Source organism: Kitasatospora sp. NPDC057198 (assembly GCF_042670125.1).
In the GTDB taxonomy this organism is placed as follows: domain Bacteria; phylum Actinomycetota; class Actinomycetes; order Streptomycetales; family Streptomycetaceae; genus Kitasatospora.
On sequence record NZ_JBHUWH010000071.1, the window covers coordinates 1 to 24,346 of the forward strand.

Annotated in this window: 34 protein-coding genes and 1 pseudogene; 30 read left to right on the top strand and 5 right to left on the bottom strand. The window is 72.8% G+C overall.

Annotated features, from left to right (window positions below; translation table 11 throughout):
- Positions 1-53: 53 nt before the first annotated feature.
- From ACFUEL_RS11605 to ACFUEL_RS11635, 7 genes and pseudogenes are all read left to right on the top strand, one after another.
- Complete coding sequence (locus ACFUEL_RS11605; RefSeq protein WP_380235913.1) at positions 54-1,268, top strand: DnaB-like helicase N-terminal domain-containing protein; 1,215 nt, start codon at positions 54-56, stop codon at positions 1,266-1,268.
- On the top strand, positions 1,265-2,008 hold the full coding sequence (locus tag ACFUEL_RS11610; protein WP_380235914.1) for a hypothetical protein: 744 nt from the start codon (positions 1,265-1,267) through the stop codon (positions 2,006-2,008). The genes ACFUEL_RS11605 and ACFUEL_RS11610 overlap by 4 nt, the downstream gene beginning before the upstream one ends.
- On the top strand, positions 1,987-3,258 hold the full coding sequence (locus ACFUEL_RS11615; protein WP_380235915.1) for a hypothetical protein: 1,272 nt from the start codon (positions 1,987-1,989) through the stop codon (positions 3,256-3,258). The genes ACFUEL_RS11610 and ACFUEL_RS11615 overlap by 22 nt, the downstream gene beginning before the upstream one ends.
- Entirely contained in the window at positions 3,255-3,497 is a 243-nt protein-coding gene (locus ACFUEL_RS11620) for a hypothetical protein (RefSeq protein WP_380235916.1), read from the top strand. The genes ACFUEL_RS11615 and ACFUEL_RS11620 overlap by 4 nt, the downstream gene beginning before the upstream one ends.
- A 28-nt stretch (positions 3,498-3,525) precedes the next feature.
- Positions 3,526-4,191, top strand: coding sequence for a hypothetical protein (locus ACFUEL_RS11625; protein ID WP_380235917.1), 666 nt, complete (start codon positions 3,526-3,528; stop codon positions 4,189-4,191).
- Between the two features lie 80 nt (positions 4,192-4,271).
- Positions 4,272-4,376: pseudogene (locus ACFUEL_RS11630) on the top strand (DNA methyltransferase); the annotation flags it as partial.
- 34 nt (positions 4,377-4,410) lie between these two features.
- A complete protein-coding gene (locus tag ACFUEL_RS11635) occupies positions 4,411-5,277 on the top strand; it encodes a DNA cytosine methyltransferase (protein ID WP_380235918.1) in 867 nt (288 codons plus the stop codon).
- A 139-nt stretch (positions 5,278-5,416) separates the two neighbouring features.
- On the opposite strand, the gene ACFUEL_RS11640 is transcribed toward ACFUEL_RS11635, so the two are convergent.
- From ACFUEL_RS11640 to ACFUEL_RS11655, 4 genes are all read right to left on the bottom strand, one after another.
- Positions 5,417-6,208 (bottom strand): hypothetical protein, encoded by a 792-nt coding sequence (locus ACFUEL_RS11640; protein WP_380235919.1) that lies wholly within the window; start codon positions 6,206-6,208, stop codon positions 5,417-5,419.
- A 227-nt stretch (positions 6,209-6,435) separates the two neighbouring features.
- Positions 6,436-6,975, bottom strand: coding sequence for a DUF6262 family protein (locus ACFUEL_RS11645; protein WP_380235920.1), 540 nt, complete (start codon positions 6,973-6,975; stop codon positions 6,436-6,438).
- 7 nt (positions 6,976-6,982) lie between these two features.
- Positions 6,983-9,427 carry a tyrosine-type recombinase/integrase gene (locus tag ACFUEL_RS11650; protein ID WP_380235922.1) on the bottom strand — a complete coding sequence of 815 codons (2,445 nt, stop codon included), beginning with the start codon at positions 9,425-9,427 and terminating at the stop codon, positions 6,983-6,985.
- Positions 9,424-10,578 carry a tyrosine-type recombinase/integrase gene (locus ACFUEL_RS11655; RefSeq protein WP_380235923.1) on the bottom strand — a complete coding sequence of 385 codons (1,155 nt, stop codon included), beginning with the start codon at positions 10,576-10,578 and terminating at the stop codon, positions 9,424-9,426. Before ACFUEL_RS11655 ends, ACFUEL_RS11650 begins: the two co-directional genes overlap by 4 nt.
- A 157-nt stretch (positions 10,579-10,735) precedes the next feature.
- Between ACFUEL_RS11655 and ACFUEL_RS11660 the strand changes: the two genes are divergently transcribed.
- The 13 genes from ACFUEL_RS11660 (at position 10,736) to ACFUEL_RS11720 (ending at position 19,916) form a co-directional block, all read left to right on the top strand.
- A complete protein-coding gene (locus ACFUEL_RS11660) occupies positions 10,736-10,873 on the top strand; it encodes a hypothetical protein (protein ID WP_380235925.1) in 138 nt (45 codons plus the stop codon).
- Between the two features lie 131 nt (positions 10,874-11,004).
- On the top strand, positions 11,005-12,195 hold the full coding sequence (locus ACFUEL_RS11665; RefSeq protein WP_380235926.1) for an MFS transporter: 1,191 nt from the start codon (positions 11,005-11,007) through the stop codon (positions 12,193-12,195).
- Positions 12,196-12,255: 60 nt separating this feature from the next.
- Positions 12,256-12,915, top strand: coding sequence for an HAD family hydrolase (locus ACFUEL_RS11670; protein ID WP_380235927.1), 660 nt, complete (start codon positions 12,256-12,258; stop codon positions 12,913-12,915).
- A 206-nt stretch (positions 12,916-13,121) separates the two neighbouring features.
- The gene (locus tag ACFUEL_RS11675) at positions 13,122-13,703 is read left to right on the top strand and encodes a DUF4913 domain-containing protein (protein ID WP_380235928.1); all 582 of its coding nucleotides are present in this window, start codon (positions 13,122-13,124) and stop codon (positions 13,701-13,703) included.
- Positions 13,700-14,446 (top strand): glycosyl hydrolase, encoded by a 747-nt coding sequence (locus ACFUEL_RS11680; RefSeq protein WP_380235929.1) that lies wholly within the window; start codon positions 13,700-13,702, stop codon positions 14,444-14,446. The genes ACFUEL_RS11675 and ACFUEL_RS11680 overlap by 4 nt, the downstream gene beginning before the upstream one ends.
- On the top strand, positions 14,443-14,964 hold the full coding sequence (locus tag ACFUEL_RS11685; RefSeq protein WP_380235930.1) for a hypothetical protein: 522 nt from the start codon (positions 14,443-14,445) through the stop codon (positions 14,962-14,964). The genes ACFUEL_RS11680 and ACFUEL_RS11685 overlap by 4 nt, the downstream gene beginning before the upstream one ends.
- Complete coding sequence (locus tag ACFUEL_RS11690; protein ID WP_380235931.1) at positions 14,964-15,623, top strand: hypothetical protein; 660 nt, start codon at positions 14,964-14,966, stop codon at positions 15,621-15,623. Before ACFUEL_RS11685 ends, ACFUEL_RS11690 begins: the two co-directional genes overlap by 1 nt.
- Positions 15,624-15,751: 128 nt before the next feature.
- The gene (locus ACFUEL_RS11695) at positions 15,752-16,561 is read left to right on the top strand and encodes a winged helix-turn-helix transcriptional regulator (protein WP_380235932.1); all 810 of its coding nucleotides are present in this window, start codon (positions 15,752-15,754) and stop codon (positions 16,559-16,561) included.
- Positions 16,562-16,677: 116 nt separating this feature from the next.
- Positions 16,678-17,454, top strand: a complete 777-nt coding sequence (locus ACFUEL_RS11700; protein WP_380235933.1) for a DUF317 domain-containing protein — start codon at positions 16,678-16,680, stop codon at positions 17,452-17,454.
- Between the two features lie 15 nt (positions 17,455-17,469).
- Positions 17,470-18,336, top strand: a complete 867-nt coding sequence (locus ACFUEL_RS11705) for a DUF317 domain-containing protein (protein WP_380235935.1) — start codon at positions 17,470-17,472, stop codon at positions 18,334-18,336.
- A gap of 19 nt (positions 18,337-18,355) precedes the next feature.
- Positions 18,356-19,198, top strand: a complete 843-nt coding sequence (locus ACFUEL_RS11710) for a DUF317 domain-containing protein (RefSeq protein ID WP_380235936.1) — start codon at positions 18,356-18,358, stop codon at positions 19,196-19,198.
- Positions 19,195-19,422, top strand: coding sequence for a LuxR C-terminal-related transcriptional regulator (locus ACFUEL_RS11715; protein WP_380235937.1), 228 nt, complete (start codon positions 19,195-19,197; stop codon positions 19,420-19,422). Before ACFUEL_RS11710 ends, ACFUEL_RS11715 begins: the two co-directional genes overlap by 4 nt.
- Before the next feature lie 20 nt (positions 19,423-19,442).
- Positions 19,443-19,916: a hypothetical protein gene (locus ACFUEL_RS11720; RefSeq protein ID WP_380235939.1), complete on the top strand. Its 474-nt coding sequence runs from the start codon at positions 19,443-19,445 to the stop codon at positions 19,914-19,916.
- A gap of 8 nt (positions 19,917-19,924) precedes the next feature.
- Here the strand turns inward: ACFUEL_RS11720 and ACFUEL_RS11725 are convergent, their stop codons facing one another.
- Positions 19,925-20,188, bottom strand: coding sequence for a hypothetical protein (locus ACFUEL_RS11725; protein WP_380235940.1), 264 nt, complete (start codon positions 20,186-20,188; stop codon positions 19,925-19,927).
- A 196-nt stretch (positions 20,189-20,384) separates the two neighbouring features.
- Between ACFUEL_RS11725 and ACFUEL_RS11730 the strand changes: the two genes are divergently transcribed.
- From ACFUEL_RS11730 to ACFUEL_RS11775, 10 genes are all read left to right on the top strand, one after another.
- On the top strand, positions 20,385-20,732 hold the full coding sequence (locus tag ACFUEL_RS11730; protein ID WP_380235941.1) for a DUF317 domain-containing protein: 348 nt from the start codon (positions 20,385-20,387) through the stop codon (positions 20,730-20,732).
- A 41-nt stretch (positions 20,733-20,773) separates the two neighbouring features.
- Entirely contained in the window at positions 20,774-21,184 is a 411-nt protein-coding gene (locus ACFUEL_RS11735) for a hypothetical protein (protein WP_380235942.1), read from the top strand.
- A gap of 110 nt (positions 21,185-21,294) precedes the next feature.
- Complete coding sequence (locus ACFUEL_RS11740; protein ID WP_380235943.1) at positions 21,295-21,654, top strand: MarR family transcriptional regulator; 360 nt, start codon at positions 21,295-21,297, stop codon at positions 21,652-21,654.
- A 140-nt stretch (positions 21,655-21,794) separates the two neighbouring features.
- Positions 21,795-22,127, top strand: coding sequence for a hypothetical protein (locus tag ACFUEL_RS11745; protein WP_380235944.1), 333 nt, complete (start codon positions 21,795-21,797; stop codon positions 22,125-22,127).
- Entirely contained in the window at positions 22,124-22,399 is a 276-nt protein-coding gene (locus ACFUEL_RS11750; RefSeq protein ID WP_380235945.1) for a hypothetical protein, read from the top strand. Before ACFUEL_RS11745 ends, ACFUEL_RS11750 begins: the two co-directional genes overlap by 4 nt.
- 50 nt (positions 22,400-22,449) lie before the next feature.
- Entirely contained in the window at positions 22,450-22,662 is a 213-nt protein-coding gene (locus ACFUEL_RS11755; RefSeq protein ID WP_380235946.1) for a hypothetical protein, read from the top strand.
- Between the two features lie 97 nt (positions 22,663-22,759).
- Complete coding sequence (locus ACFUEL_RS11760; protein WP_380235947.1) at positions 22,760-23,326, top strand: hypothetical protein; 567 nt, start codon at positions 22,760-22,762, stop codon at positions 23,324-23,326.
- 122 nt (positions 23,327-23,448) lie between these two features.
- The gene (locus ACFUEL_RS11765) at positions 23,449-23,691 is read left to right on the top strand and encodes a MarR family transcriptional regulator (protein WP_380235948.1); all 243 of its coding nucleotides are present in this window, start codon (positions 23,449-23,451) and stop codon (positions 23,689-23,691) included.
- A 24-nt stretch (positions 23,692-23,715) separates the two neighbouring features.
- Positions 23,716-23,946: a hypothetical protein gene (locus ACFUEL_RS11770; RefSeq protein WP_380235949.1), complete on the top strand. Its 231-nt coding sequence runs from the start codon at positions 23,716-23,718 to the stop codon at positions 23,944-23,946.
- Between the two features lie 37 nt (positions 23,947-23,983).
- A complete protein-coding gene (locus ACFUEL_RS11775) occupies positions 23,984-24,316 on the top strand; it encodes a hypothetical protein (protein ID WP_380235950.1) in 333 nt (110 codons plus the stop codon).
- The last annotated feature ends 30 nt before the right edge of the window (positions 24,317-24,346 follow it).

Consider the following 24,346-nt stretch of genomic DNA (forward strand, 5'->3'; position numbering starts at 1 on the left):
GCCGCCGAGCGCGAGATCGCCGCTCTCGCCCCCAAGCGCAGCCGGTGGTCGTGATGGAGCCGCTGCTCGCGGGCGAGCAGGCGCTGCTCGGCGCCGTCCTGCTCGACCCGCGCCAACTGCGGCGGCTGGAGTGGCTGGAGCCGCGCGACTTCCACCGCCCCGCCCACCGAGCCCTCTTCTCCGTGCTGCGCGAACTGCGCGACGCCGGCCACCCGGGCTTCGCCGCCGACAGCGACGACGGCGAGGTCCCGCTGGAGTGGCTGACCGACAGCTTGACGCTGGCCGGTGAGCGCACCCGCGGGCTGAACCCCTCCTACCTGCACACCCTCGTCGCCGCCTGTCCACGCCCCGGCCACGCCCCGCTGTACGGACGGATCGTCCTGGAGGGCTCGATCCGCCGCACCGTCACCGAGCACGCCGAGCGCCTGCTGGCCGTCGCCGAGCAGGGCCTGGCCGCGGGCGAGGTCGAGGGCACCGCCCACCAGGCCGACGTCCTGGCCGGCGTGCTCGCCGACCTCGCCGGGCGCTGGGGCGCCCCGCCCCGTCTCCAGAAGCCCGCCACCGCCCCAGCGCCGGCCGCCGCGCCCGCCGCCGAACCGTCCGACGACGCGCTGGCGGACGAGCAGTTCCTGCTCGCCCTGCTGGTGCACCAGGACGGAGCGATCAGCGAGGTCTTCGACTGGCTGCGGCCCGGCGACTTCGCCGACCCCGGCCACGGCCGGCTCTACCGCTGCCTCGGGGCGCTCCACCACCGCGGCGAGCCGATCGACCCCGTCACCGCGCAGTGGGAAGTCCAGCGGCGCGGGCTCCTCGCCGACGGCACCCTCACCGAAGAGCGGCTCACCCCCATCCTGGGCGCGCACCTGGTCGCCGGGTCCGCCGAGTGGCTCGGCGAACAGGTCTTGCGCGCCTCGCTCACCCGCACCGCCGGCCACAGCGCGCGGCAGATCACGGCCCTCGCCGCCGACGAGCGCCTCGCCCCCAGGCAGCTGGTCGGCCAGGCCCTGCACGCCCTCGGCCCGCTGGAGGAGGTCCGCGCCCGCTGGCGCACCGCCAACGGGCACCCCTCCCCCGGCACGGACCGGGCCGCCCCGGCGGAGCAGGGCGCACCGGCGGCCCGGGTCAGCGCGGCGCTGTCGCGCAGTACCCCGCAGCAGCACGCCGCCAAGACGGCCCCGCCCGTCACCCCCACCGCCCGAACGGGGGCCGCGAGCGCGACGCGCCGCCGCCCCTCCTCCTCTTCCTCCCCGCTCCGGAGTGCCACGTGAACAAGCCCCTGCCCGAGACCGCGCTGCTGCTGCGCGCGGCGGCGAACATGGCCGATATCCAAAGCGCCAGGCTGCCCCGGATGGGCCCCGGCTTTCCCTGGCCCGACCCGGCAGCCGTTAGCCGCCAGATCAGCGAACTCGGCAGCATCGTCAACGAGCTGGGAGACGAGTACCTGTTCCTGGCGGTGGCATCCCACCCGGCACCGCAAGCGGAGGCTGTGCTCGCGGCCGAGGCGTTCGCCAACGCTGCCGGCAGCACCGCCTCGGCCGCCGCCGAACTCGGCGGTGTCGGCCAGCAGCTCGCCACCCTGGCCCGCACGGCCGGAGGGCGCAGCGGCCCGGATGTCGACACCGCCCTCAGTGCCGCCGCTGACGGCATCAGTTCCTCTCTCGACCGGGCGCGTGGCGGCCTCGCCGACGCCGCCAAGGTCCTGCGGGCCTGCGCCGAGACCATCGCCCCCGCCCTGGTGGAACTGCGCCAGGCCGCGTACACCCGCGCCCCGCACGCGACGGCTCCGCAACTTCCGCCGCCCGACCGCACCCCCAAGGAGCGGGCCGCCGACCCGCCGGACCGCTCCGCGCCAACCGCCCGGGTGGACGCCGCGCTGTCGCGCAGCACCGTGCAGCCATCCACCTCTCAGGCGGCCCCGGCAGCCTCTTCGGACGCAGTGGCGACGCCCGCTCTCCCCATCTCCTCAGCCCACCGCGGGAGTAGGCCGTGGACACCCCGCTCTCCGTAGCGCTCGAACTGACCGGCGCTGCCGTGGTGCTCAGCGACCTACGGCTCGGGCTGCCCTCGGACGCCGATCCGTTCGCGCTGCCGGACCCCGCTGTCGTGGGTCGCAGGATCACCGAACTGGGTGCGCTCATCACCACAATGGGCGACGCCTACCTGCGCCGATCCGCCGAACCGGCACAGCAGGGCTTCCCGGCCGAGGCGTTCGCCATCGCCCTGAACCGGGCCGGGCAGACCGTGTCCGCCCTCGGCACCGTCGGGCAGCAGCTCTCCGCTCTGGCCACGATGCCTACGGGGCCGAGCGGCCTGCCCGGCTCCGACTACACGCGCACGCTCGCCGCCACGTGCATCGGCGAGGCCCTCCAGGCGGCGCACCAGCACCTCCAGGACGGTGTCCGGGTGCTGCGGGACGCCGCCTCGGACACCTTGCCCGCACCGGAGCAGGCCCAGCAGGCCGTCCTCGCCCGCTCGCCGCACACAGCAACCGCGGGCCCGCCGACACCCGCTCCCACCCAACCCGCCCCGTCGTCCGGCCCGGCCCCGGCCGCACCCGATGACCTCCTCCCACCGACTCCCGGATCCGCCATGATCAACGAAGATGCCTTCCCCTACCACTACGCGAAATGGCTGCGTACCACCGCAGACGAGATCGCCGTTGTGCGAACGGATCTACCCCGATCCTTCAACTCCGCCTACGGAAACGGTGGTCCAGTCTCCGTCTCCGACCTCACCGAGGCGGCAGGACGCGTGGGGCACTACCACCGAGAGGCTCTGACCGAAGCCGACTTCCACTCGCAGGGCCTCCAGGCGCAGGAGTACTCCGCCTTCCTGACCCGGGCCTGGACTTCCTCTGCCGCTGACCTGGTCCAGGCGAACCTGGATCTCACCAGGGCAGCCGACGCCGCAGCCGCGTTCGCCGACGCGCGAACGCGGGCCCCCGACGCCGCCCCCGTGGTCGAGGAGCAGACCCGCGCCGGGGTGGACCGCCTTCTCTACGATGCCCAGGCCGCCCTGGACCGCGCCGTCGAGACGCTGCGGTCGAACGCCGACTCCCTGGCCGGCGGACGCCCCTTGCCAGCCCCGGCCGCCGCCGAGCACCTCGCCTCGACCAGGAAACTCCAGCAGGACCCGACCGCTGCGCGTCGGGCAGCGGCGCTCACCCGCTCGACCACCCCGGCCTCCGCCACCGATCCTCAGCACCCCGCGCCAAGCACCCCCGAAACGGCACCGTCCTCCGCGCGGGGGCGGCGATGACCATCGCTCGGCCGCCGTCGCGGCCCGGGCCGCTGATCGGTTCGCTGTGCAGCGGGTACGGCGGGCTCGACCTGGGCGTGATGGCGGCGCTCGGCGGCGAGGTCGCCTGGCACGCCCCGGAGCAGTTCCAGCAGGCCGCCCTCGTCGGCTCGCCACGTGCAGCAACCGCAGGACCAGCGGCAGCCGTTCCTGCCCCACCCGCCCTGCCGGGCCGGCCTGCACCCGGCCGCACCCGATGACCTTCCCCCACCAACTTCTGGATTCACCATGATCAACGAAGATGTCCGCTACCACGCGGACTGGCTGCGGCTGGCCGCCGCTGACCTGGCCGACGGGCAGGCGACTCTGCCCCGGTCTTTCGATTCCGCCTACGGCAACGGCCGCCGGGTCTCCGTCTCCGCCCTCACCGAGGCGGTGAAGCAGGTGGAGTGGCCCCTGCGGGAGGCTCTGCGCGAGGCCAGCTTCCACGCACTGAGTTCCCGCCAGGACGCCGCCACCGTCTTCCTGGCCAGGGCCTGGACTTCCGCTGCCACCGACCTGGCGCAGGCCAGCGTGAACTTCGCCGGGGCAGCCAACCTCACAGCAGCACTCACCGACGCGCAGATGCGGGCCCCCGACACCGCCCCCGAAGTCGAGGAGCAGGTCCGCGCCGGGGTCGACCACCTCCTCACCGACGCCCATAGCGCCGTCGACCACGCCATCGAGACGATGCGGTCGAACGCCTACGCCCTGACCAGCGGACGCCCCTTGCCAGCCCCGGCCACCGCCGAAGACCTCGCCTCGACCAGGAAACTCCAGCAGGACCCGAACGCTGCACGTCGGGCAGCGGCGCTCACCCGCTCGACCACCACCCCGGCCGCCACCCCCAATCCTCAGCACCCCGCGCCGGTCGCGCCCGAAGCGCCACCTTCCTCCGCGCGGGGACGGCGATGACGGCCGCCCGGCTGGTGTCGCGGCCCGGCCCGCTGATCGGCTCGCTGTGCTCGGGTTACGGCGGGCTCGACCTGGGCGTGATGGCGGCGCTCGGCGGCCAGGTCGCCTGGCACGCCGAGGTCGAGCCCGCGCCGTCGGCGATCCTGGCCAGGCACTGGCCCGGCGTGCCGAACCTGGGCGACATCACGGCGATCGACTGGTCGGGCGCTGAGCGGATCGGTGTCCTCACGGCCGGTTTCCCCTGTCAAAGACGTCTCGGTCGCGGGCCGACGTGTCGGCCTCAACTCGCAGACCCGATCGGGCCTTTGGCTGCACGTCGCACGCGCGGTCGAGGCCCTTAACCCCTGCCTCCTGGTGGTCGAGAATGTACGAGGACTCCTCACCTCCCCGGGTTCCGCTGGCGACGTGGAACCCTGCCCGTGGTGTCTGGGAGACGACCCAACCCTCCCTCCTCTGCGGGCACTTGGCGCCGTACTCGGCACCCTGGCCGATCTGCGGTACGACGCGCGGTGGCTCGTTCTTCGCGCCTCCGACGTCGGAGCGCCCCACCACCGCTCCCGGGTCTTCCTCGCCGCCTGGCCCGCCGACCACGGTGCTGAAGACCCCGACGAGCAACATCGGGAAGAACGGTGGCAGCCAGCACCCGGCGAAGCGCAAGAGCGGCGGGCACGGCCCGAACCTGGCCGACGAGGTGGAGTGGCTGCTGCCGACGCCGAAGGCCAGCGACGGGGTCAAGGGCTCGCCGAACCAGCGGCACGGCAACGGCGACCTGACCCTGCCCTCGGCCGCGGCCTCGCTGCTGCCGACCACGAGCAACACCGGCACCGCGGGGCGCCGGGCGGGGAAGGACCGGCACCCACTGGTGCCGACGGTGGCTCTGCCGCTCTGGCCGAACCCGCCCTCGGAGCCGACCCCGGACGGTGGGGGCAGTACGCCGCAGCCGTCGCCCGGTGGGAGATGCTCACCCGCCCGGCACCGGCGCCGACCGACGAGGGCGGCCGACTCCGCCCGGAGTTCGTGGAATGGATGCAGGGCCTTTCTGTCGGGGTTTTGTCGCCCACTGGCCCAGCTGACCTGGGCCCTTGAGCGGGTGGACATGTGCGACATGTGTTGCAGATGGGCCCGTGCGCAACAGGTCGGTCTCGAAGTCCTTGCTCCGCAGGTGCGGTGAGGACGCCCTGGCCGCTGCTCGTATCAGCCGCAGCGCGCCATAATGAGGTGTCGCTTACTCGGGGATATTGATGTCGATTCGCACAGCCGCGGCGATCGGAGCACTCCGGAGATTGAACACGCGTCGAAGGCCCTCGTTTTCATCTCCGTCGTCGACTACGTACCCTTCGAAACAGGAGAGCACTCTATCCACTACGAACTGCGGGAGCCGAATCCCTACCTCCCCATACTCATTCTGGAGGTCGCGGTATGAGGGAGCGCGATTCCTGGCGAAATCCGAAGTGAGGTTACGCAAACAGCCAGCCGGGAGCACTCGCACTCCGACCTTGGCGGGACCGCTTGGCGCGCCAAGGGGCACGACTACGGGAATCGATGCCTCAGTCGGCATAGAGTGCGGGTGATACAGCATGTAGTGAACGGGCAGTCCATAGCTATTCTCATACTGGGAAATTGACTGCCACTGTCGGTCTCCGACTTGGAGCGCCTTGTAGTGGCACGATTCGTCGAATCGAAATGTGCGAGGCCCCAGGGTGGCTGGGAGTGACGGCTGCATAAGCGAGCCGAATCCGCCCGGGCGGACCACACCCTTGTACTCGGTAAACTCTGCCTCGCGCGGGTAGAGCCGCTTGCTCTGGAGTAATACCACTTTTGTCCGAAGCAAGGTTCCGGATCTGCGAAAGTTGACGATGAAACCGATGTCAGCTACTTCCCAGCGCTGCTCCCAGTGTCCGCCGCCGCCTACAAAATGGATGTCAATATCGACAATCGTGCCCGAGGTGGTCAAGTGTGGGCCCTGCGCCTCGGCGACCGCGTCTACGAACGCTAGATCCAGGGCTTCCTCGTGCACGGTTGGCATTCGATCGAGTCTGCGCGAGACCCGCTCATTCACGCCATGGAAGACTTCGCGAACATAATCGATCACATCTTTGGACAGCGGAATTGGAGACGTTGTCGACATGGCACTCCCAGTGAGTGGCTGGCGCTGACGTGGTTATCTCCCACCACAGCCAAATCTTAGTACTCTCCCCGCGATTCTGCTGGACTATGTGTTGATCTCTTCTGCATGAGGAGTGATCAGATGACGCTGGACGTGTTGCGGTTTCGGTCGGCCATGAGACGGCGGTATGCCTCGCGCACGGCGCCGAGCTCCTCGTCGCGTTCCTCGAGGGTGCGTTGCAGGTCGAGTTTCTGCTGCCGGAGTTCTTCGAGTTGTTGCTCGACGGCAGCGGTGGCGGGTGGTGCCCCCAGTCCGCTGCGCTGGAAGGTCTGCTCGCCGAGGATCTCGGAGAGCCGGGCTTCGAGCTGGTGGATGTGCTGCTGGAGGCGGCGGTTGCGCTCGGCGAGGTTGGCGTTGTCCGCGCGGAGCGAGGCTGCGCTGGTGGCGATGGAGGAGGTCCGGGGCGCGGGCATGGCCTGCTGGGCAGCGCGGATGGCGTCGTGGAGGTCCTGGTGTCGGTGGAGGAAAGAGCGGTGGACGCCAGCTCGCACGGCGATGGAGGAGATGCTGATCTGCCCGGGATCGGTGGCGAGTTCGGCCAGTGCTGCGAGGACGCGGGTACGGCGCCGGTCGGTGTCGGCTTGGCGGGCCGCGGCGAGCGGATGCGGGCTCGTCATGGGGTCCTCACGAGGTCTGAGTGCGGGGTGTGCGGATGGTCGGCATGCCCAGGTCCACACGCTGGCGGGCGCCCCGCAGAGCGGTGATCGCGTGCTGGATCTGGTGGCGGTCGGCGTCGCTGAGCCGGTCGAGGTCGGTCTCGATCCGGCGGATCAGGGCCCGAAGCTGGTCGACCTGCTCGCTGGGCGGCATCAGCTTGGCTCTCGCCCAGTCGGGCAACTCGATTGCAGCCGTGATCCGCTCGCGGTCAGCAAGGAGTTGCTGCAGGTAGGACTTCAGCTCCGGCAGGTAGGAGGGGTCGCTGCGGAAGTGGCCGCAGCCGAGGCAGGTGTACTTGAACGGGCATGCCTGCCCGCCTGCCTTAACGTTGCTGGGCTCGGTGCACATCCCGAACGGGACGGCGACCTGGCCAACCGCGATGCGGGTCCGGTCGTCGTCGGCCAGCAGGGCGGCGGCCTGCTGGAAGACGCGATTGCCCGCGGCGTCGAACTGATGCTGGGCGACTCTGTCGACCGCGGAGCGCAAACGGTGGGAGGACACCCGGTAGTACCCGGCCGTGGTCCGAAGGCTTCGGTGCGACATTAACTCCCGCAGCGCGTCGGGCGAAACGCCTGCGTCGGCGTGCCGTTGCGCGTAGGAGTGGCGGTAGGTATAGGGGAAGACGGCGGCCGGGTTGAAGGGCAGGCCGTCGTGGTCGATGAGCATGTGGGCAATGGCGTCGATGAAGAATCGATGCGCGTTGCTGTAGGCGTCGGCGCCGATCGGTTTGGTGCCGTCCCGGTTGCCGGCATCCCGTGGGAACAGCACCAGTTCGTCCACGGACGTGTGGGGGAAGCGGGCGATGACGTCCTGCTTCTGCGCGGCGATGACCTTCGCGGTGTCGCCCGGGATCGGCAGGCGTCGGCCGGGCCGGTTGTTCTTGAAGTCGGTATAGACAAGGACGGGTTGGCTGGTGCTGTCCCGGTCGAGGCAGTCCCAGGGCAGCATGCAGACCTCGTCGGGTCGTCGGCCGGTGTCGATGAGGATCTCGGTGATCCGCCGTTCGGCTGTGCCGCAACGCTCTTGAAGGACATGGAGGTTGGCGCTGATGGTGCGGATGATGTGTGGGGGCAGGTCGCGGCCGGCCTCGGCCCGTTCGGGCTCGATGGGGATGTCGCTGCGACGCAGGCTGAAGTCGCCGGGGAGCCCGGCCGCGGGTCCGTCTGCGCGGGTGAGACCCAGCTGTCGGGCCTCGTCCAGCAGTCTGCGGACCAGGCGCATCAGCCGGATCCGGGTGTCGAGGGTGAGCCGGCCGGTGCGTTCGGCGTGCGCCATGCGGTTGCAGAACGCCACGATGTCGGCCCGGCCCAGAGCGTCCGGGACCTCGCCGGCCTCGGTGGCGCCGAGGTGCAGGCTCTCCGAGAGCCAGGTGATCGCGGTGATCAGCTGGCGGGGCTGGCTGGCCTGCTGCTTGCCGTAGCGCAGAGGCAGGTCCTCGACGGTCCAGGCTTTGACGGTCTCGCGCAGCCACCGCTGGCGGATCGGCGTGAAGTCCAGGGTGCCGGGCAGGCCGAAGACCTGCAGGTTCCACCGGTCGCGGCGGGATTCCACCTCGGGATCGGACAGGCGGCAGTACAGCTCCTTCGTCAGCGAGCGCAACAGCGTCCGGGCGTCGGAGCGGATGCTCGTGCTGGGTACCTCGACCAGGTAAAGCAGCGAGGCCGCGCGGCGGGTGTGCAGGAGGTTGATCAGGTAGCGCAGGCTCGTGGGGAAGGTCCGCAGGCCCAGGTCGGTGCGCTGCTGCAGGGCCAACAGGACCTCCAGCCGCACCCGCTCGGGCAGCGATGTGAGGATGTTGACCTGTCCGGTCGCAACGCTTGTCTCCCGGCCGAGCCACTGGGCGAGGTCCTCGCCCGGGCGGTCCTGCAGGTTCCTGAACCAGCGGGAGTTGTGCGCGTGACACAGCCGCAGCTCGACGAACCCGGCTCGCCGGGTACAGGCAACAACCCGGCACTGTCCCAGGTCGCTGAGCGGAACCACCTCGGGAAGGGCAGCCCACTGATGGACCGTCAGGTCGCGGTATCGGGTGCGCTGCCAGGTGTGGGTGTTGCACAAGGCTTCCCGGCCCCGGCCGGGCCGGGGGCACCGCTGCACCACACAGGCCCGGTCTCCGAAGTTCGGCCCCCCGCTCGGCAGCCGCAGGAACTCCTCCCACGCCAGCCCGGCGTCCTGATGGCGGGCGGCACATCGGTCGCACAGCTTCGCGGCGCGACGAGGCAGCGGGGCCGTGCAGTCCACCACCGGGCACTCGTCCAGGCCCAACAGCGGGTCACGGCGGTCCGGGGCGAGCACGCCGGCGGCCTCGTCCCAGCCTGCGCGGGCCAGGAAGTCCGGGCGGAGAAGGGCACGCAACCGGGCCTGGTCCTCATTCTCAGGAGCAACGGGCGGAGCAGAGAACGCAGTTGCGCTCACCGGTCCGCCTCTCCACCGAGCTCGCGCGGCAACGGAACACTCTCCACCGCGGCCCGCAGGCGGCGCGGGTCCGGATGCAGATACGGCTCGCCGGCGGTGAACGAGGCATGACCCATCAGCTCCCTGAACTCGTCCAAGGTCGCGCCCGCGGCCATCACCCCCGACCCGAAGGCATGCCGAGCCATATGCGGATGGACCCCGCGCTGCAACTCCGCCCGCCGCGAGAGCGCCTCCAGCAGCTCGTTCACTGCCTGCGGGCGCATCGGCGCCCCCAACGGCGCCCGGAACAGGTTCACCAGCAGGAAGTCGCACGCCTGGGCCTGCCGGCAGGCGTCACGCTCGGCCATGAACCGGTCGTATGCCTGCACCACCAGCCAGTCCGCAGGGACGGGCCGGTGCCGACGCGACTTGGCCGCCGCCCCGTTCACGTTGTCCCGCCGCCTCACGTGCAGATGAGCCCCTGCGATCCCGCAGCCCAACCGGGAAGCGTCGGCGAGGAAGTGGACATCCTCACGGCGGATACCGGTCAACTCGCCCCGTCGCAGGCCCATCCGCCACATCGCCATGATGATGAACCGGTCCCTGGCGCTGAGGCAGGCCCGCAGCAGTCCCAGGATCTCCTCTGGGGACGCCGCGTCCACCAGCGACTCGGGCTCGCGCAGTCGGTGACGGGCACGGGGTCGCAGCCGGGCCTGCCCCTCACCGCGGACTTCCCACGGCAGGTCCCAGTCCGGCACCAGGTCATACAACGGCTCCAGCGCCGACGGCTGGGCCATGCCCGTTGAGACCGCGAAACGGATGAACTCCCGTACCGCAGCCAGCACGCAGTTCACCCGCCTCGCACCACGCACCGGGCTGTCCAGCACGACGAGGTTGTCGCTGCCGCCGGCATCGTACTGAAGCCAGTGCACGAACCGGCCCAGCCGGACCGTCGCCCGCGGCCACTCCAGCCCGATCCGTTCGCACCACCGCAGGTACAACGCAATCGACGTCGCGTACGCACCTGTCGTCAACTCCGCCAGATCCCGCCCCAGCCGGGCATTGATCAAGAACTCGTCCGCTGCGGCCACCGGCCGCAGCCCCGCATCCAGCACCGTCCAGTACCGCACCCCGGACGGCAGCCTCACCAAGAACGACCGGAACTCCTCCATCACACCTCCCATCAGGCACTACCAACCCCAGGGAGAGGCCATGCCAGACATGCCCGACAAACCGACAGAAGACGTTGCACACAGGGCCGAAGCACTCCCCATGCGACAGTGCACGCCCCCAGATCCACCCCGACGAAAGGGCCTGGACGCGGGCTGGGTGACCGCCACCCCCGGCCTCGGCCGCCCCGCCCAGCTCACCGCCCTCGGCAACGGCGTCGTCCCCCAACAGGCCGCCCAGGATCTGGAGTTGCTGGCACCGCCGCTCGGCCGCTGCCCGCGGTGCCGGATCCGGTAGCAGCTTCTACCCCGTCTTCCCCGGCCAGGCCAAACCCCGGTTCCTCCGAATCCTTCTGCCCGGCAGCCGCACCAACCGGCTGCCGGGCCCGCGCACCGCACCGGCGCGCACGACCGAAGGACTCCCCTCCCTTGAGCACCCGCCCCGCCGTGCGGGCCCAGGACAGCACCTTCCGTGCCGTCCTGGGCTCGCCGCACGTCGCCCGCCTGCTCGGCGGCACCCTGATCGGCCGCCTGCCCACCGGCATGGCACCCATCGCGATCCTGCTGCTGGTACGGGCCGAACACGGCCCGCTCGCCCTCGCCGGATTGCTCGGCGCGCTGTACGGCCTGGCCGCCGCGATCGGCCAGCCGCTGCTGGGCCGCCTGGTCGACCGCCACGGCCAGCGCACCGTCCTGTGCGTCTCGGCCCCGGTGGCGAGCGCGGCGTTCCTGCTGCTGCCGGCCACCGGCCCGGGGCGCCACCCGGTGCTCGCCGCGCTGGCCGTGCTGATCGCGGGCTTGGCGACCCCGCCGCTGGAAGCGTGCCTGCGGGCGCTGTGGCCCCGTCTCCTTCCCGATGCCGGCCGCCGCCATGCCGCGCTGGCGCTGGACAGCGGCAGCCAAGGCCTGGTGTTCGTGGCCGGTCCGCTGCTGGCCGCCGGCCTCACGGCAGGTGCCGGAGTGCTCGCCGCCTCCACCGCGACTGCAGCGCTGGGCCTGTTCGGGGCCGCCCTGGTCGTCACCTCCGCGCCCTGTGCCCGGTGGGTGCCAAGCGCCCCGGCCGGGCGCGGGCACTGGGCGGGGCCGCTGCGGGTGCTGTTCGCGGCGCTCACCGGAACCGGGGTGGCGCTCGGCGCCGTGAACGTCCTCGCCCTGTCGCTGAGCGACCGGCACCACGCCGGATGGCTGGCCGGGGTGATGCCCGCGGCGCTGTCCTTCGGCAGCGTGCTCGGCGGCCTGGCCTACGGCCGCCGTGCCTGGCCCGGGCCTCCGGCCCGGCACCTGGTGGCCACCTCGGTCGGCTTCGCCGCCGGGTGGACGGCGCTGCTGTCCGACCCGGTGCCGGCCGTCGCGCTCCTCGGCGCGCTCCTGCCCGGCAGCTTCCTCGCCCCGCTGCTGGCCGCCGCGTTCCAGAGCGTCGAACGCCTCACGCCTGAGGGCGAGTTGGCGGAGGCGTTTGCCTGGCTCGTCGCCTGCATCGGTCTCGGCCAGGCCGCCGGCACTGCCCTGTGCTCACTCGCCGTCGCGGCCGGGCCGCTGCCCGCCGCCCTGGTGCCGCTCGCCGGAGCGGCTGCCGCGCTGTGGCTGCTGCGGCGCTTCAACCACCTCCTCCCCGCCTGACTCTCCCGCGAAAGAACCACCGTGAACACCGCCTCTGCCGATGCAACTCCCTTCACTCCCATGCACGTTGTCTGGGACTGGAACGGGACGATCAAGGACGACCTTGACGACCACGTCGCCGCGCTGAACGCGACGCTGCCCGCCCTCGGCGGCACCCCCATCGACCGCGACACCTACCGGGCCGAGCACACCGTACCGATCCCCGCCTTCTACGGCCGCCTGCTCGGCCGCGAGATCACCGAGCAGGAGTGGAAGTCCAGCGACGCGGCGTTCCTTGCGCACCTGCGCGCGCAGCCCGTGTGGCTCTACGGCCGAGCCGTCGAGCTGCTGACGCTGGTCCGGGAGGCCGGGCACACCCAGTCGCTGCTGTCGCTGTGCCCGCACGAGACCCTGCAGCGCGAGGTGAACGAGGCGGGCATCGGGCACTTCTTCACCCGGATCGACGGCCGCACCGGGCCCTCCGGCGGTACCAAGGCCGGTCCGCTGACCACGCACCTCGACGCCCTCGGCCTCACCGGACAGGAGCACCGGGTGCTGCTGCTCGGCGACTCGGCCGACGACGCGGATGCCGCCTACGCCAACGGCGCGCTCGGTGTGCTCCACAGCGGCGGCCTCCACCACCCCGACCGGCTCGCCGCCACCGGCTACCCCCTCGCCCACACCCTCGCCGACGCCCTCGTCCTCGGCTGCCAGCTCATCCGCTACCGGGCCCTCCTCTAGCACGAACCGGCAGCCCGACCAAGCCGCCGGATCCGCGGATCCTCTTCTCACCCGCACGTCAGGAGCACGTCCGTGAACCGCTCGATAAGACCCGCCTCGCCCGCAGAACCCCCTTCCCGCCCGCACGTCAGGAGCGCGCCCGTGAACCGCCCGATAAGACCCGCGCCGTCCACCGCCCCCGTCCGTCCGACTCACCTGGATGTGCCATGTCCGACCCGTCCGCGGGCTCCCCCGAGCCCGAACCGATCCGTATCGCCGACGAGGACCTTGACGATCTGGCCAGCACGCTGGCGCGCACCATCGCCGAGGTCCGCCAGCACGGCGTCCTGCTCGACCGCCTCGGCGCCGACCCCGACCCGGACGGCGCCGAGGAACCGGAAGCCGACTCCCCCGACGAGGCCGAGGCCGACGGCCCGACCTCGGTGTTCATCCTGGCCATGGGCGGCGCGGAGTACGCCGCCGAACTCGCCGCCCTGGGCAACTGGATCACTCACGTGCTCCTGCCGGTCTACGGGCGCGAGATCGGCTCCACCCGCCCCTGGTGCGCGCGCTGGTACGAGCACCCGGAGGCCGTCGCCCGCCTCCACGGGCTCTGGCTGGCGTGGCAGCAGCTCACCGACGCGGAGGCCGGCCTCATCGGTCCCTCGACGTGGCACCGCGACCACCTCGACCACGCCCTGGCCCAACTGCGCTCCCCCGATGGGCCGTTCGCGGCCTGCACCACCAGCGCCAACCGCCCCGCCCACCGGCTGCTGTCCAGCCCCGACCAGATGGGGCAGGCGGCATGACGGCCGAATTCGCCCCGGGGCTCGACCTGGGACTCGCCGACCTCCACCCGGTCGACCACACCTCCGCCGAGCTGGCGGAGGCACTGCACGACGAGTTCGAGCTGCTCGTCCGGCACGACAGCGGCGCGGGCCGTTCCCACGTCCTCGCGTTCGACGCCGGCGCGGTCTGGGTCATGCCCGGCGCGGAGAACCTCGCCGCCTTCGACGTCGTCCGACACCTGGAGCAGGGGACGTTCCGGCTGCGGCAGTCGAAGCACGCGAACGTGGCTTTCGCCCAGAAATGGCTGGTCGACCGCGGCTGCCCGCCCGAGGCCCTGCGCCTGGACCGGCTCCTGCCCGCCGATGAGCGAACGCGCCGGGTGGAGGAGCGGATCCACGGCAGCGGCGACCGCTACGAGGTCCGCGACAGTTTCGCCATGGAGGGCGACGACAACCGCGCGTGGACGATGGTCGTCGACCGTGAGGCCGCTGCGCTCCCGGTCCGCCTGTTCGTCGAAGAACTCCTGCCCGACCGCAAGACCTACACGCTGCGCGAGGGCGCGTTCCCCGACGAGGATGCCGCCTGGGAGTGGTGCCTGCGGGAACCCGGGCCGCTCCCGCCCGCGCCGGAGGACCGCAGCCCGGAGGCCGAGCGGATTCGCGCCTCGCTCGCTCGCAGCTCCGCCCCGGCCACGCCGGGCACCGGGGGCGCCGTGCCTGTGGCCGGCGTCGTCGCGCAGCCGGGTCGGGGGCGGTCGCTGTGAGGCGCGCCAAGTTCGCGTTCGCCGCTCACCCCGACGCCGTCGCCGACCTGCGCCAACTCCCCCAGCCCGTCCGGGACCAGGCCCTGCTGCACCTGCAGGACCTGGTCCACGGCGAGCGCGTCGCCACCAAGCTCCACGAACGGCTGGAGGGCTGTCACAAGGTCGTCCTCGGAGTGGGCAGCGACCGGGCCAGCCACCGGCTGGTGGTGCAGTTCCGCGACGCGCCGCCCGGCTCCAGGCACTCCCGCGAGGTCTACCTCGTCGCCGCCGGGGCCCGGCACGAGTACGCGGTCTACAACGCCGCCCAGAAGCGGCTGGGCCGCACCGGGCTCAACACCCCTGCGCCCGACGCGGATCCGGAGCTGACGGCCCGCGTCCGGGAGGCCCAGGAGGCCCGCGTCCGGGCCGCCCAGGCCCGTTCCCCCCGCACCGCGCACGCCCGCCGCCAGGGCGCTGTCGCCTACACCTCCGCCTCGCCCGGCTTCGCCGCCGCCGACACTCCCCGAAAGGCCCGATGATGACCGCCGACACCCTGCCCAGCCGCTCCGACCTCGCCGGATGGCTCACCGACGCCGCCCAGGCGGTGGCCGGGATCCTCGTTGCCGAGTACGACGCGCCGACCAGCCGTTCCTACCTCGCCCCGCTCCTCGGGCCGTTGTCCGCCGGGCCCCGGGTGGTCGGCGAGCTGAACGAGCGGCTGGAGGACCTGCTCGACGAGCCGCTGCCGGCCACCCCCGTCGGCCTGTTCGCCCTGGCCTCCTACGCCTCCGCCCTGGGCTGGCTGACCGAGTCGCTGGCCGAGCTGACCGCGGCGGTGGACGCGATCTGCACCCGCACCGGCCTCCCCACGCTGGAGCCCGAAGGGCAGGCCGTGCCCGTCCCGGGCGGGGACGAGGAGGGCTTCGACTTCTGCTTCAACGACGTCGAGACGGCCGCGATCCGCGCCGCCGCCGACGCGGCCGGGATGAAGATGGACGCCTACGTCGACGTCCTCGTCGGCGCGCTGCGGGCCGCCACCGCGATCACCGACGCCTGCATGGAGATCAGCAGCGGCCTGATCGAGGACGCGCAGTACATCGTCGCCGAGGCCGCCAGCGAGGTCCGGATCGGCGAGGGCCCCGGCAGCTTGCCCACCCTGGTCCGCTCCCTGCTCGCCCGCCTGGAGACGCCCCAGTGAACCCCCACGACCCGCTGACCAACCCCGGCTGCCACCGCGTCCACGAGCGGCTCGGCGCCCCGGCCGCGTCCCCGCTTCCCCGCCTCCTGCCCTCTTCCTCCCCCAGCCGTTGAACCGGAGCACCGACCATGCCCACCACTTCCACCGCCGACCCGCAGGTCGTCGAAGCTGCTCTGCGCCGGCTCGCGCCGAACTGGACCACCGACATCGTCCGCTCCATCGCCAAGTACGGCCCGACGCTGCAGGTGCGGGAGGTTGCCGGCCACGTCCCGGGGCTCAGCGAGTCCTACGCCAGCAAGCGGCTGGCCGGAATGCGCCAGGACGGCCTGGTGGACCGCGACGACGCATTCGACCGGTTCGCCCCGTACCACCTCACCCAGCAAGCACGCACCCTCGGTCCCGTCTACCGGGCCCTGAGCCAGTGGTCGTCGCAGCACATCACCCCGAGCATGCTGGAGCGCCCCGGCCGCATCGAGGACGCGCTCCAGCGTCTGCAGCCGATCGAAACCACCGGGGTCGTGCAGTTGCTGGCCGAGAACGGCGGCATGACCTACAACCAGATCGCCGTGGAGTCCGGCGTCTACCGGCAGTTGCTGGCAGTCCGGATCGCCCGGCTCCAGGCCGACGGCCTGGTGGTCTCGACCGGCAGCCGCAACCACGGCCGGTACACCCTCACCGATGCGGGCCGGGCCCTCGGACCGGCCTACACGGCCGTCCAGCAGTGGCACGACCGGCACACCGCCAAGAGCCCCGCCCCAGCCCAGGCCGCCAAGGTCCGCTCCCTCACCGTCCCGGCCGAAGGCGCGCAGAGCGTGCGCACCGCGGCGGCGCTGCGCCGCAGCCCGGTGCCGCCCTCCCTGTTCAGCCACGCCCCGCAGCCCCAGCCCCAGGTGCCGTACACCGTCACGGCCGCCTCCCACCCGGCCCGTGGCCGGTGAGCGCCGTGCTCCGCCGCAGACCTGCCCGCCGCCGGGCCGGGTCCGCGCGCTGCCTGGGCACTGCGGTGTCCGGCGCGCGGGCCCGGCCGCCGCCGACTCAACGAGGAACTCCCCCGGTGCCCTCCGCCACCCCTGTTCTCGTCCAGCCGCTGCGCCTGGCCGGGCCCGGCGACCGACGCCTGGTCACCGGCCCGCTGACCGCGGCCCACGGCTGGATCCCCACCCGCACCCCCGAAGGTGCAACCCGCTTCACCAGCCCGTGCCGCACGGCCACGCTCAGCATGGACGGTGGCGGCGGCTCCCCGGTCGCCTGGACCGTGCACGGCTACACCCGGCCCGGCGCCGAGCCCCTGTGGCGGGCCTCCTTCAGCTCCGGCACACCCGCCGAGATCACCGCCGCCTTCACCACCGTGCTCGCCGCCAACCTGCACTCCCGGCACTACGACCGCCAGCGCGGCACCCCGGCCTCCGTCCTCGCGGCCCGGGGCTGGGTACCCGACCGGGAGAGCCCCCGGGGATTCCACGACCAGCTCTCCCCGGACGGCTGGGCCCTCTACCGGCACCGCCTGGGCCACCAGCCGCACGAGGACGAGGTCGCCGGCCTGGTCCCGGCGACCTGGACCATGCTCGCCGGGACCCCGAAGTTCCCTTCCTGGCGCGCGGAGTTCACGGCCGGTGTGCCCTTCCCCCCGCTCGTGAGCGCGGCCCTGGCCTTCAGCGACCCGGGCCCCGTGCTCCGGCCCACCGGCGAGGTCCCGGCACGCCACCGAGCCTTCGTGACCGTGCTGCGGGATTCCTCCGGCGGCCGTTCACCGGGCCCGCCCCGCCTCGCGGAGGCGAGTGCGGCCCACCTTCCGCTCCCCCGGCCCGCGCCCGCCGCGCGGCGCCGCTGACCTTGGACTTCCGCCATGCCGAACCCCACCGACAAAGGGCGCGACTACCTGATCGCTCCCCGATGCCTCGCCGGCAACACCGGCACCGGCGACCCCGTACTGGCCCCCCTCGTGGACGCGGGCTGGAGGCTGCACCACGACGAGTTGGGCAACTTCTTCACCACCGCCCCCGACCTCACCGTCCGCGTCGGCTACCTGCCCGAGGGCAACCGCGGCGAGCTGTGGATGATCACCGGCCACGACGACGTCTTCGCCCCGCCCACCTGGCAGGTGCTCGTCGACCTGGCCGCCCCTCCCGAGATCGTCGCCGAACTGACCGGCGCGCTCGCCGCCGCCCACCGCGTCTCACCCGCGTCCGTACTCCACGACCCCACCGGCGGCTTCGCCCTCAGCAGCAGCCTCGTCGACGAGCACGGCTGGCGGCAGGAGGGCACGTCCGCGCTGACTGCCTTCCGCTCACCCGACGGGCTCACCACCCTGCACCGGCGCCGCGGACACCTGCGGGACTACGACGAGATGACCGGCGACCTGGAGCGCTGGACGTTCGTCGTGGGTCCTCCGGAACGCCAGTGGTACGCCGCCGCCACCTCGCACCTCCCCGACCGGTTCCTGGACGTGCTCGCCACCGCGATCACCGACCCGGCCCCGGTGCAGCGCTACCTGCGGCACCCCGAACTCGCCAAGCTCCCGGCCCAGGCCACCGCGACCCCGGTGGCACCGAGCCCACTGGAGGTCGCGCGCGTCCGCGCAGCCACCTCCCGCTCCCTCTCCGTCCCCCGCACCGCCCCGGCGCCGCAGGCGGGCGGCTCCGTGCTCGCCTACACCACCGCGACCCGGCCGACCGCTCCCCCGAAGCCCGCGCCCGCCGGCCGTGTCCGCTGATCCGCAACGAGGACCTGCTGTGCCCAACTCCCGTGAAGAACCCCGCGAATACCAGATCGCGCCCCGCTACCTGGCGCACCCGGAGGCGGACGGATCCGCAGCCGTCGAAGCGCTGGCGAACGCCGGCTGGGCCCGCAGCCACGACCGGGCGGGGAACACCTTCGTCACCGCCCCGGACCTCACCGCCCGCCTGGCGCACCGACCCGAGGCCGACGGCCCGGTGCTGTGGAAGATCAGCGCCGGGCCGGACGCCTTCGCGCCGCCCGAGTGGCTGGTCACCTTCGACCACCTGACCCCGCCCGAGGTCGTCGCCGACTTCACCGCCGCACTCGCCGACGCCTACGCCCGCGGCCTGGACGGCTACCTGGGCGGCAGCCGCAGCAGGGGCACCGAGACGGCCCTCGAACTGCTCGACCGGGGCTGGACGTTGGACCCCTCGACGCCGTTCCTCAGCTACCGGTCGCCCGACCGCCTCGTCCGGTTCCACTTCCGGGATAAACCGCTGCCGCACTCCGCCGAGATGGCCGGCGACACCGAGCGCCTGCTGGTCGAAGTCGGACCGGCGCGCTCCTGCTGGTACGCCACCGCCTCCTCCCACCTGCCCGACCACCTGCTGCGCTCGTTCACCGAAGCCGTCACCGACCCCGTCCCGGTCCGGCGGCCCATGCGGCGCATCGACCTGGAGCACCTGCCCGCCGCCGCCACCGCGACGCCCATCGCGCCCAGCCCGCTGGAGGCCGCGCGCATCAGCGCCGCCACCTCCCGCTCACCCTCCGCACCTTCCCCCAACCGAACACCACCCTCCGCGCCCGTCCCCCTCGGTGCGAGCGCCGCCCCGACTCCCCGAAGGAGCCCGCCTTGAGCAAGCCCTTGCACGGCCAGCCCCTCAGCCCCGCCGAGTCCGCCCTCCTGCGCTACCTCACGCAGGGCTACACCGTCGTCGGCCTCGCCCAGCGGCTGGGCACCCACGCCGCGACCGTGCACCGCCGCGCCGCCCGCGCCCGCCGGAAGCTGGGCGCCACCACCCTCGACCACGCCGTCCAGCTCTACGCCCAGCAGCAGACCACCCCCGCCCGCTCGCGCTGACCAAGCCCTTGGAGGACACCGTGTCCGATGCAACCGCTCGCGACCACGCCGACGCGATGATCGAGAAAGCCTGGGGCCGGTCGATCGCCGAACTCGAGGAAGCCGCGGTCCGACGCCCCGTCGAGGACCCCCTCCTGGTGGCCGCCATGCGCACCAGGATCCACCTCAACGTGGTCTCCAACTCGGTGACCGTGCACCAGGACCGCCTGCACGCCCTCACCCGGCCCGGCCGGGTGCCCGCCCACTACGACCTCGCCGCCCTCACGGACACCGCGAGCGCGCTGCGGACCGCCTACGCCGAGAGCTACACCGCGCTGACGACGCTGCGGCACCTGGTCGAAGCCCGCGAAGCCGTCAACCAGGACCTGGCCGCCGAACGCGTCCGGGCCGCCACCGCCCGCCCCGCGCTCTCCCGGCCGCTGGGCGCGGCGGCCGACCGGCCCGCCCCGCCGGCATCCGCCGTCCCCGTGCTGGGGGCGGCGAACCGCCGGTAGGACGGCGGTCAGTCCTCGGCCTGGTCGCGGTGGGTGCCGGGGTCAGTGGCGCCCACCGCGCGGGCCAGCTCCTCCAGCGTCAACTCGACCCGCCGGCCGTCCTGCAGGCGCTCGCGCACCATGTCCTCCTGCACGCGCTCGGCCCCACTCGTCGTGGGCACGGCCCACTGCCCGTCGCTGATCATGACGACGTCGCCCATCGTCCACGGCCTGCCCGCGCTGCGGAACTTGCGTTCCAGCGCCGCCATGTCGCGCCCTCTGCCGAACTCCACTGCCGCTCTCCCCCTCGGGCCCGTGTACGGCCCCGCGCCGTAACCCTGCTTCAGCACCGGCCGCCCCCGGTTGATTCCCGCCGATCCGCCCACGGCGAACCGAACTGATCCCGGAAACGACTACGTACATCGGCACACGGCATGTCAAAGTACCGGTGCGGCGGAAAACCGCAGGTCAACGAAGGGATCGAAACCCATGAGCGTGTCCACCCCCAACCTCCCCGCCCCGATCGTCCCCGGCCCCGAGAGCCGGTCCTGGCTCTCCACCGACCACTGCGCGGAGCCCGTGCTCGCGCTGCTCGTCGGCCTCGGCTGGCCGGTCGTCGACACCCCGGAGGCCAACGTCCACTGCACCAGCCCCGACGGGCGGCTGTACGTCGGCTGGCTGCCGGAGGACCCGGACGCCTGGGCGCGCGGCATCCTCTGGCGCGTCCAGGTCCGCCCCGCCGACGCCGAGCCCTGGACCCAGGAGTTCAGCCTCTCCACCCCCTCCGAGGCCGTCGCCGGGTTCCTCGCCGCCCTCATCACCGCCTCCACCCGCTGACCGCACGCACACCCGCCCAACTACCCCGAGGAGGAACCCCTTTGCCCTTCACCCGCACCATCAACTCCGCCCTCACCGACCCCCTGCCCGACGGCGAGACCCCCATCGCCGGACGCGCCGCCTACCAGGCCCGCCGCCGGCGCGGCCTGCCCTTCGTCCCCGTCCACACCGGCGGCGGCTGCTTCGCCCTCTCCCTCGCGCTCCCCGACGGGGAGGTCCTGGTCGCCGACGACGGGCAGATCGCCCACGACGCCGCCGACCACGGCGCCTGGCTCGCCTGCTTCTACGCCGCCCCGTCCTCGCCCTACGACGCCGACGAGGACGACATGACCGAGGTCTACCTCGGCGACGGCACCCTCTCCTTCGCGGACGACTGCACCGCCCTCGCCGACACGCTCGCCCGCTGGGTCGCCGCCCGCCGCGCCGACACCGGCTTCGTCCTCGCCTCCTGAACCCCGCTCGCCCGCCCGGGTGCCCGGCCGACGCCGGGCACTCGGCCCGGCCTGTCCTCCTCCCCGTCATCGCCAGCCAGGGCCAGGACCGGCCCGTCGAGAGGACCAGCGTGAAGACCTCCATCGACCCGAACCGCATCCCTGGCCCGGGCATACTCGCCATCGGCCTGTTCACCGCCTTCACCACCCACGACCACACCGTCCTCGCACTCAGCATCTGCACCGCCTCCAGCGGCTTGCTCCTCGCCGTCGACGACCTCCACGAACAGGACCTGCGCCGCGACCGGAAGGTCATCGCCCACCTCGCCAAACAGCCCGACGGCGCCCGCCCGTACCAGATCTGCCTCGCGCTGAACCTGTCCAAGGGCACCGTCGCGAAGTCGCTCACCCGTCTGCTCGACGACGGCATCGTCGTGCGCGTGTACGAGGGCAAGCCTGTGCCGCTGGTCTCCTACCGGCTGGCCGACTGAACCCGCCCCTCACCCCGGGCCTGACGGTCCGGGACCCACCGCCCGGCAAGGAGATACCCACGAACGCCCACCACTTCCACGACGTCGACTTCCACCCGGTCGTCGTCACCGCCGCCACCGAGCACCGCGCCAGCCGCCGCATGCTGGCCAACCCGCTGCTGCGCGTCGTCCGGGCCGACGAGGTCCGCCCCGGCGACCTGGTCGTCTCCGCCTTCGATCCCCACCGCCCCGGCCGGATGCCCCGCACCGACTACTTCGCCTCCGGCCCCTACCCGGCCGAGCCCACCGCCTTCAACCCCGCCTGCGGCTGCGGGGTGTGCACCCTCCCCGAGGTCCAGGGCCCCAACGGCACCGTCGTCCTCACCACCGGCTGGCCCTGGGACGCCTGCGACCCGTGGCCCGCCGACGAGCCCGTCCTCGTCCTCCCGCGCCTGCGCCTGTTCACCCGCACCCGACCGAACGGCACCCGATGACCACCCACCGCGCCCCGCTGACCAACCACCACGCCGACGGCTCGACCTGCCCGCCCGAACACAAGCACACCGTCACCGGCAAGCCCCTGCACCCCAACTGCCCCGGCCGTAACCACTCCCGCGCGGTCTGCACCTGCGGCGACTGGCAGTTCCAGTGCCCGGTCAAGGGCCAGGTGCTCGAACACCGCAGACGCCACCTCGCCACCCACGCCGAGCCCAGGCCCCAGGCCCCGGCCGCCCTGCGCGAGCTGCTCCGCCTCGACCTCCCGTGACCAGCAGCACCACTCCCGCCTGCCTTCCCCTTCCTGCTTGGAGGTCCGCTGTGCCCCACTACCTGACCGTCGAACAGCTCATCGGCGCCCTCCGGGGCCTCGACCCGAACCTTCGGGTCCGCCTCGCCGTCAACCCCGACTGGCCCTACGCCCACTACGTCAGCACCGACATCGCCGTCCACGACGGCATCGCCTACATCGGTGAGGACGGCCAGAACGGCTACCTGCCGCCCGCCGTCACCGAACACCTCGCCTGGGCCTGACCCGCCCCACCACCGTTCCCGAACCAAGGAGGACCGCATCACCTCTCGCCGCCACCCCGCCACCACCCACACGCTCGACTCCCTCGCCCTGCGGCCGATGCCGGCCGGAGTCCGCGGCGCGCTCGTCCGCAGCGCCCCCTCCGGCCCCGACCGCCCGATCGGCGTGCTGTGGCTGCCCGCCGACGCGCCTCGCCTCCCCCTGGGCAGCATCAGCCTGCAATGGGAGGAATCCCACCGCTCGGGCTGGGACGTCACCGCCCGCCTGAGCCTGGCCACCACCGAGGTCCACCTCGCCTCCTGGCACGCCGCCCCCGACGACTGGCCCAACCTCGTCCGCCCCACCCTCACCGAGGTCGCCGGCCTGTGCGGCGCCCTGGCCGTCGCCACCGCCGCCCTCAACCGCGCAGTCGGCCTCGCCTCCCCCGGGCCGCAGCTCGTCCTGGACGAGATGGGCGCCGACGCCACGCACGCCGCCCTGGTCGACGCCGTGAACACCCTCAGCCCGACCCACCCCGTCCGCCAGCTCTGGGAGCACCTGGATACCACCCTGGCCGCCGGTGGCGTCGAGTGCCTCCCGGCCCCCTGGGACGGCTGGGACGGCCTCCCCCACCAGTGCCAGGGCCACCCCATCGACGCCCAGCGGTGCGACTGCCTCGACCTGTAACCGGCGCCCACACCTCCGCACGACACGAGGCCGCCCCAGCCCACCGGCAGGGGCGGCCTCGACGCACGCCCACCCCTTCCGCCCCGCGTACCCTCGTAGGCGGAACCACCGAGGAGGAACACATGCCCGCCGACCAGGACGACCGGCCTTCCTGGGGCTACGCCGAGGTCGCCGCGCACCTGGGCATCAGCGTCGGCGCCGCCCGCAGCCGCAAGAGCCGAGGCGCGCTGCCCGCACCCGATGACACCACCATCCCCGACCGCCCGCGCTGGAAGCCCTCGACCTTCACCGGCTGGAAGCCGCGCGGCCAGGGCTACCGCAGCGACCTCGCCGACCGCACCACCGACGAGCAGCCCACCGGCTGACCCCTCGGACCCTACGCTCCCTTCATGAGCAACTCCCCGATGCCCTCCCCGCCGTTCCCGCCGCCCGACTCCGCCCTGCTGCGGGTCATCGTCCGCAACGCCGTCGAGGCCGTGCGCTCCGGCGAGGCCACCGTCGAGGAGGCCATCCTGCACGCCGCCGTCCACGGCTGGTACGAGGGCCACATCGCCGGTGAGGACACCTGCCCCGGCTGCGACTTCCGGGGAGAACTGCCCAAGTCGACCCGCCGCAGCTGACACCTGCTGCCCGGTCAGGAAGGACCACTCCGAGACCATGACCGACCTCCCCGCCCGCCCCCGGCCCTTCGCTGTGGCGGCCCCCGGCCTCCTCGCCGCTGCCGGTGGCATCACCGCGATCACCGCCGCCGTCTCCCACTCCTACACGTGGTGCGCCGTCGGCCTGGTCGTCCTCGGCGCAGCCGCCCTCGCCGCGTACCGCGCAGCCCGAGCCGCCGAAGTCCGCACCGACCAGCTCGTCCTTCAGCTGCGGCAGGACTCCACCCTCGACGAACACGCCCTGGCCGCCGGTCTCGGTCTGCGCCTGGCCGCCATCCGGCTCAGCCTCCACCGGCTCTCCCGAAACGACGACCTCCCCCAGACGGAATAACCTTCGGACGACAGGAACTGATCGCCCGAC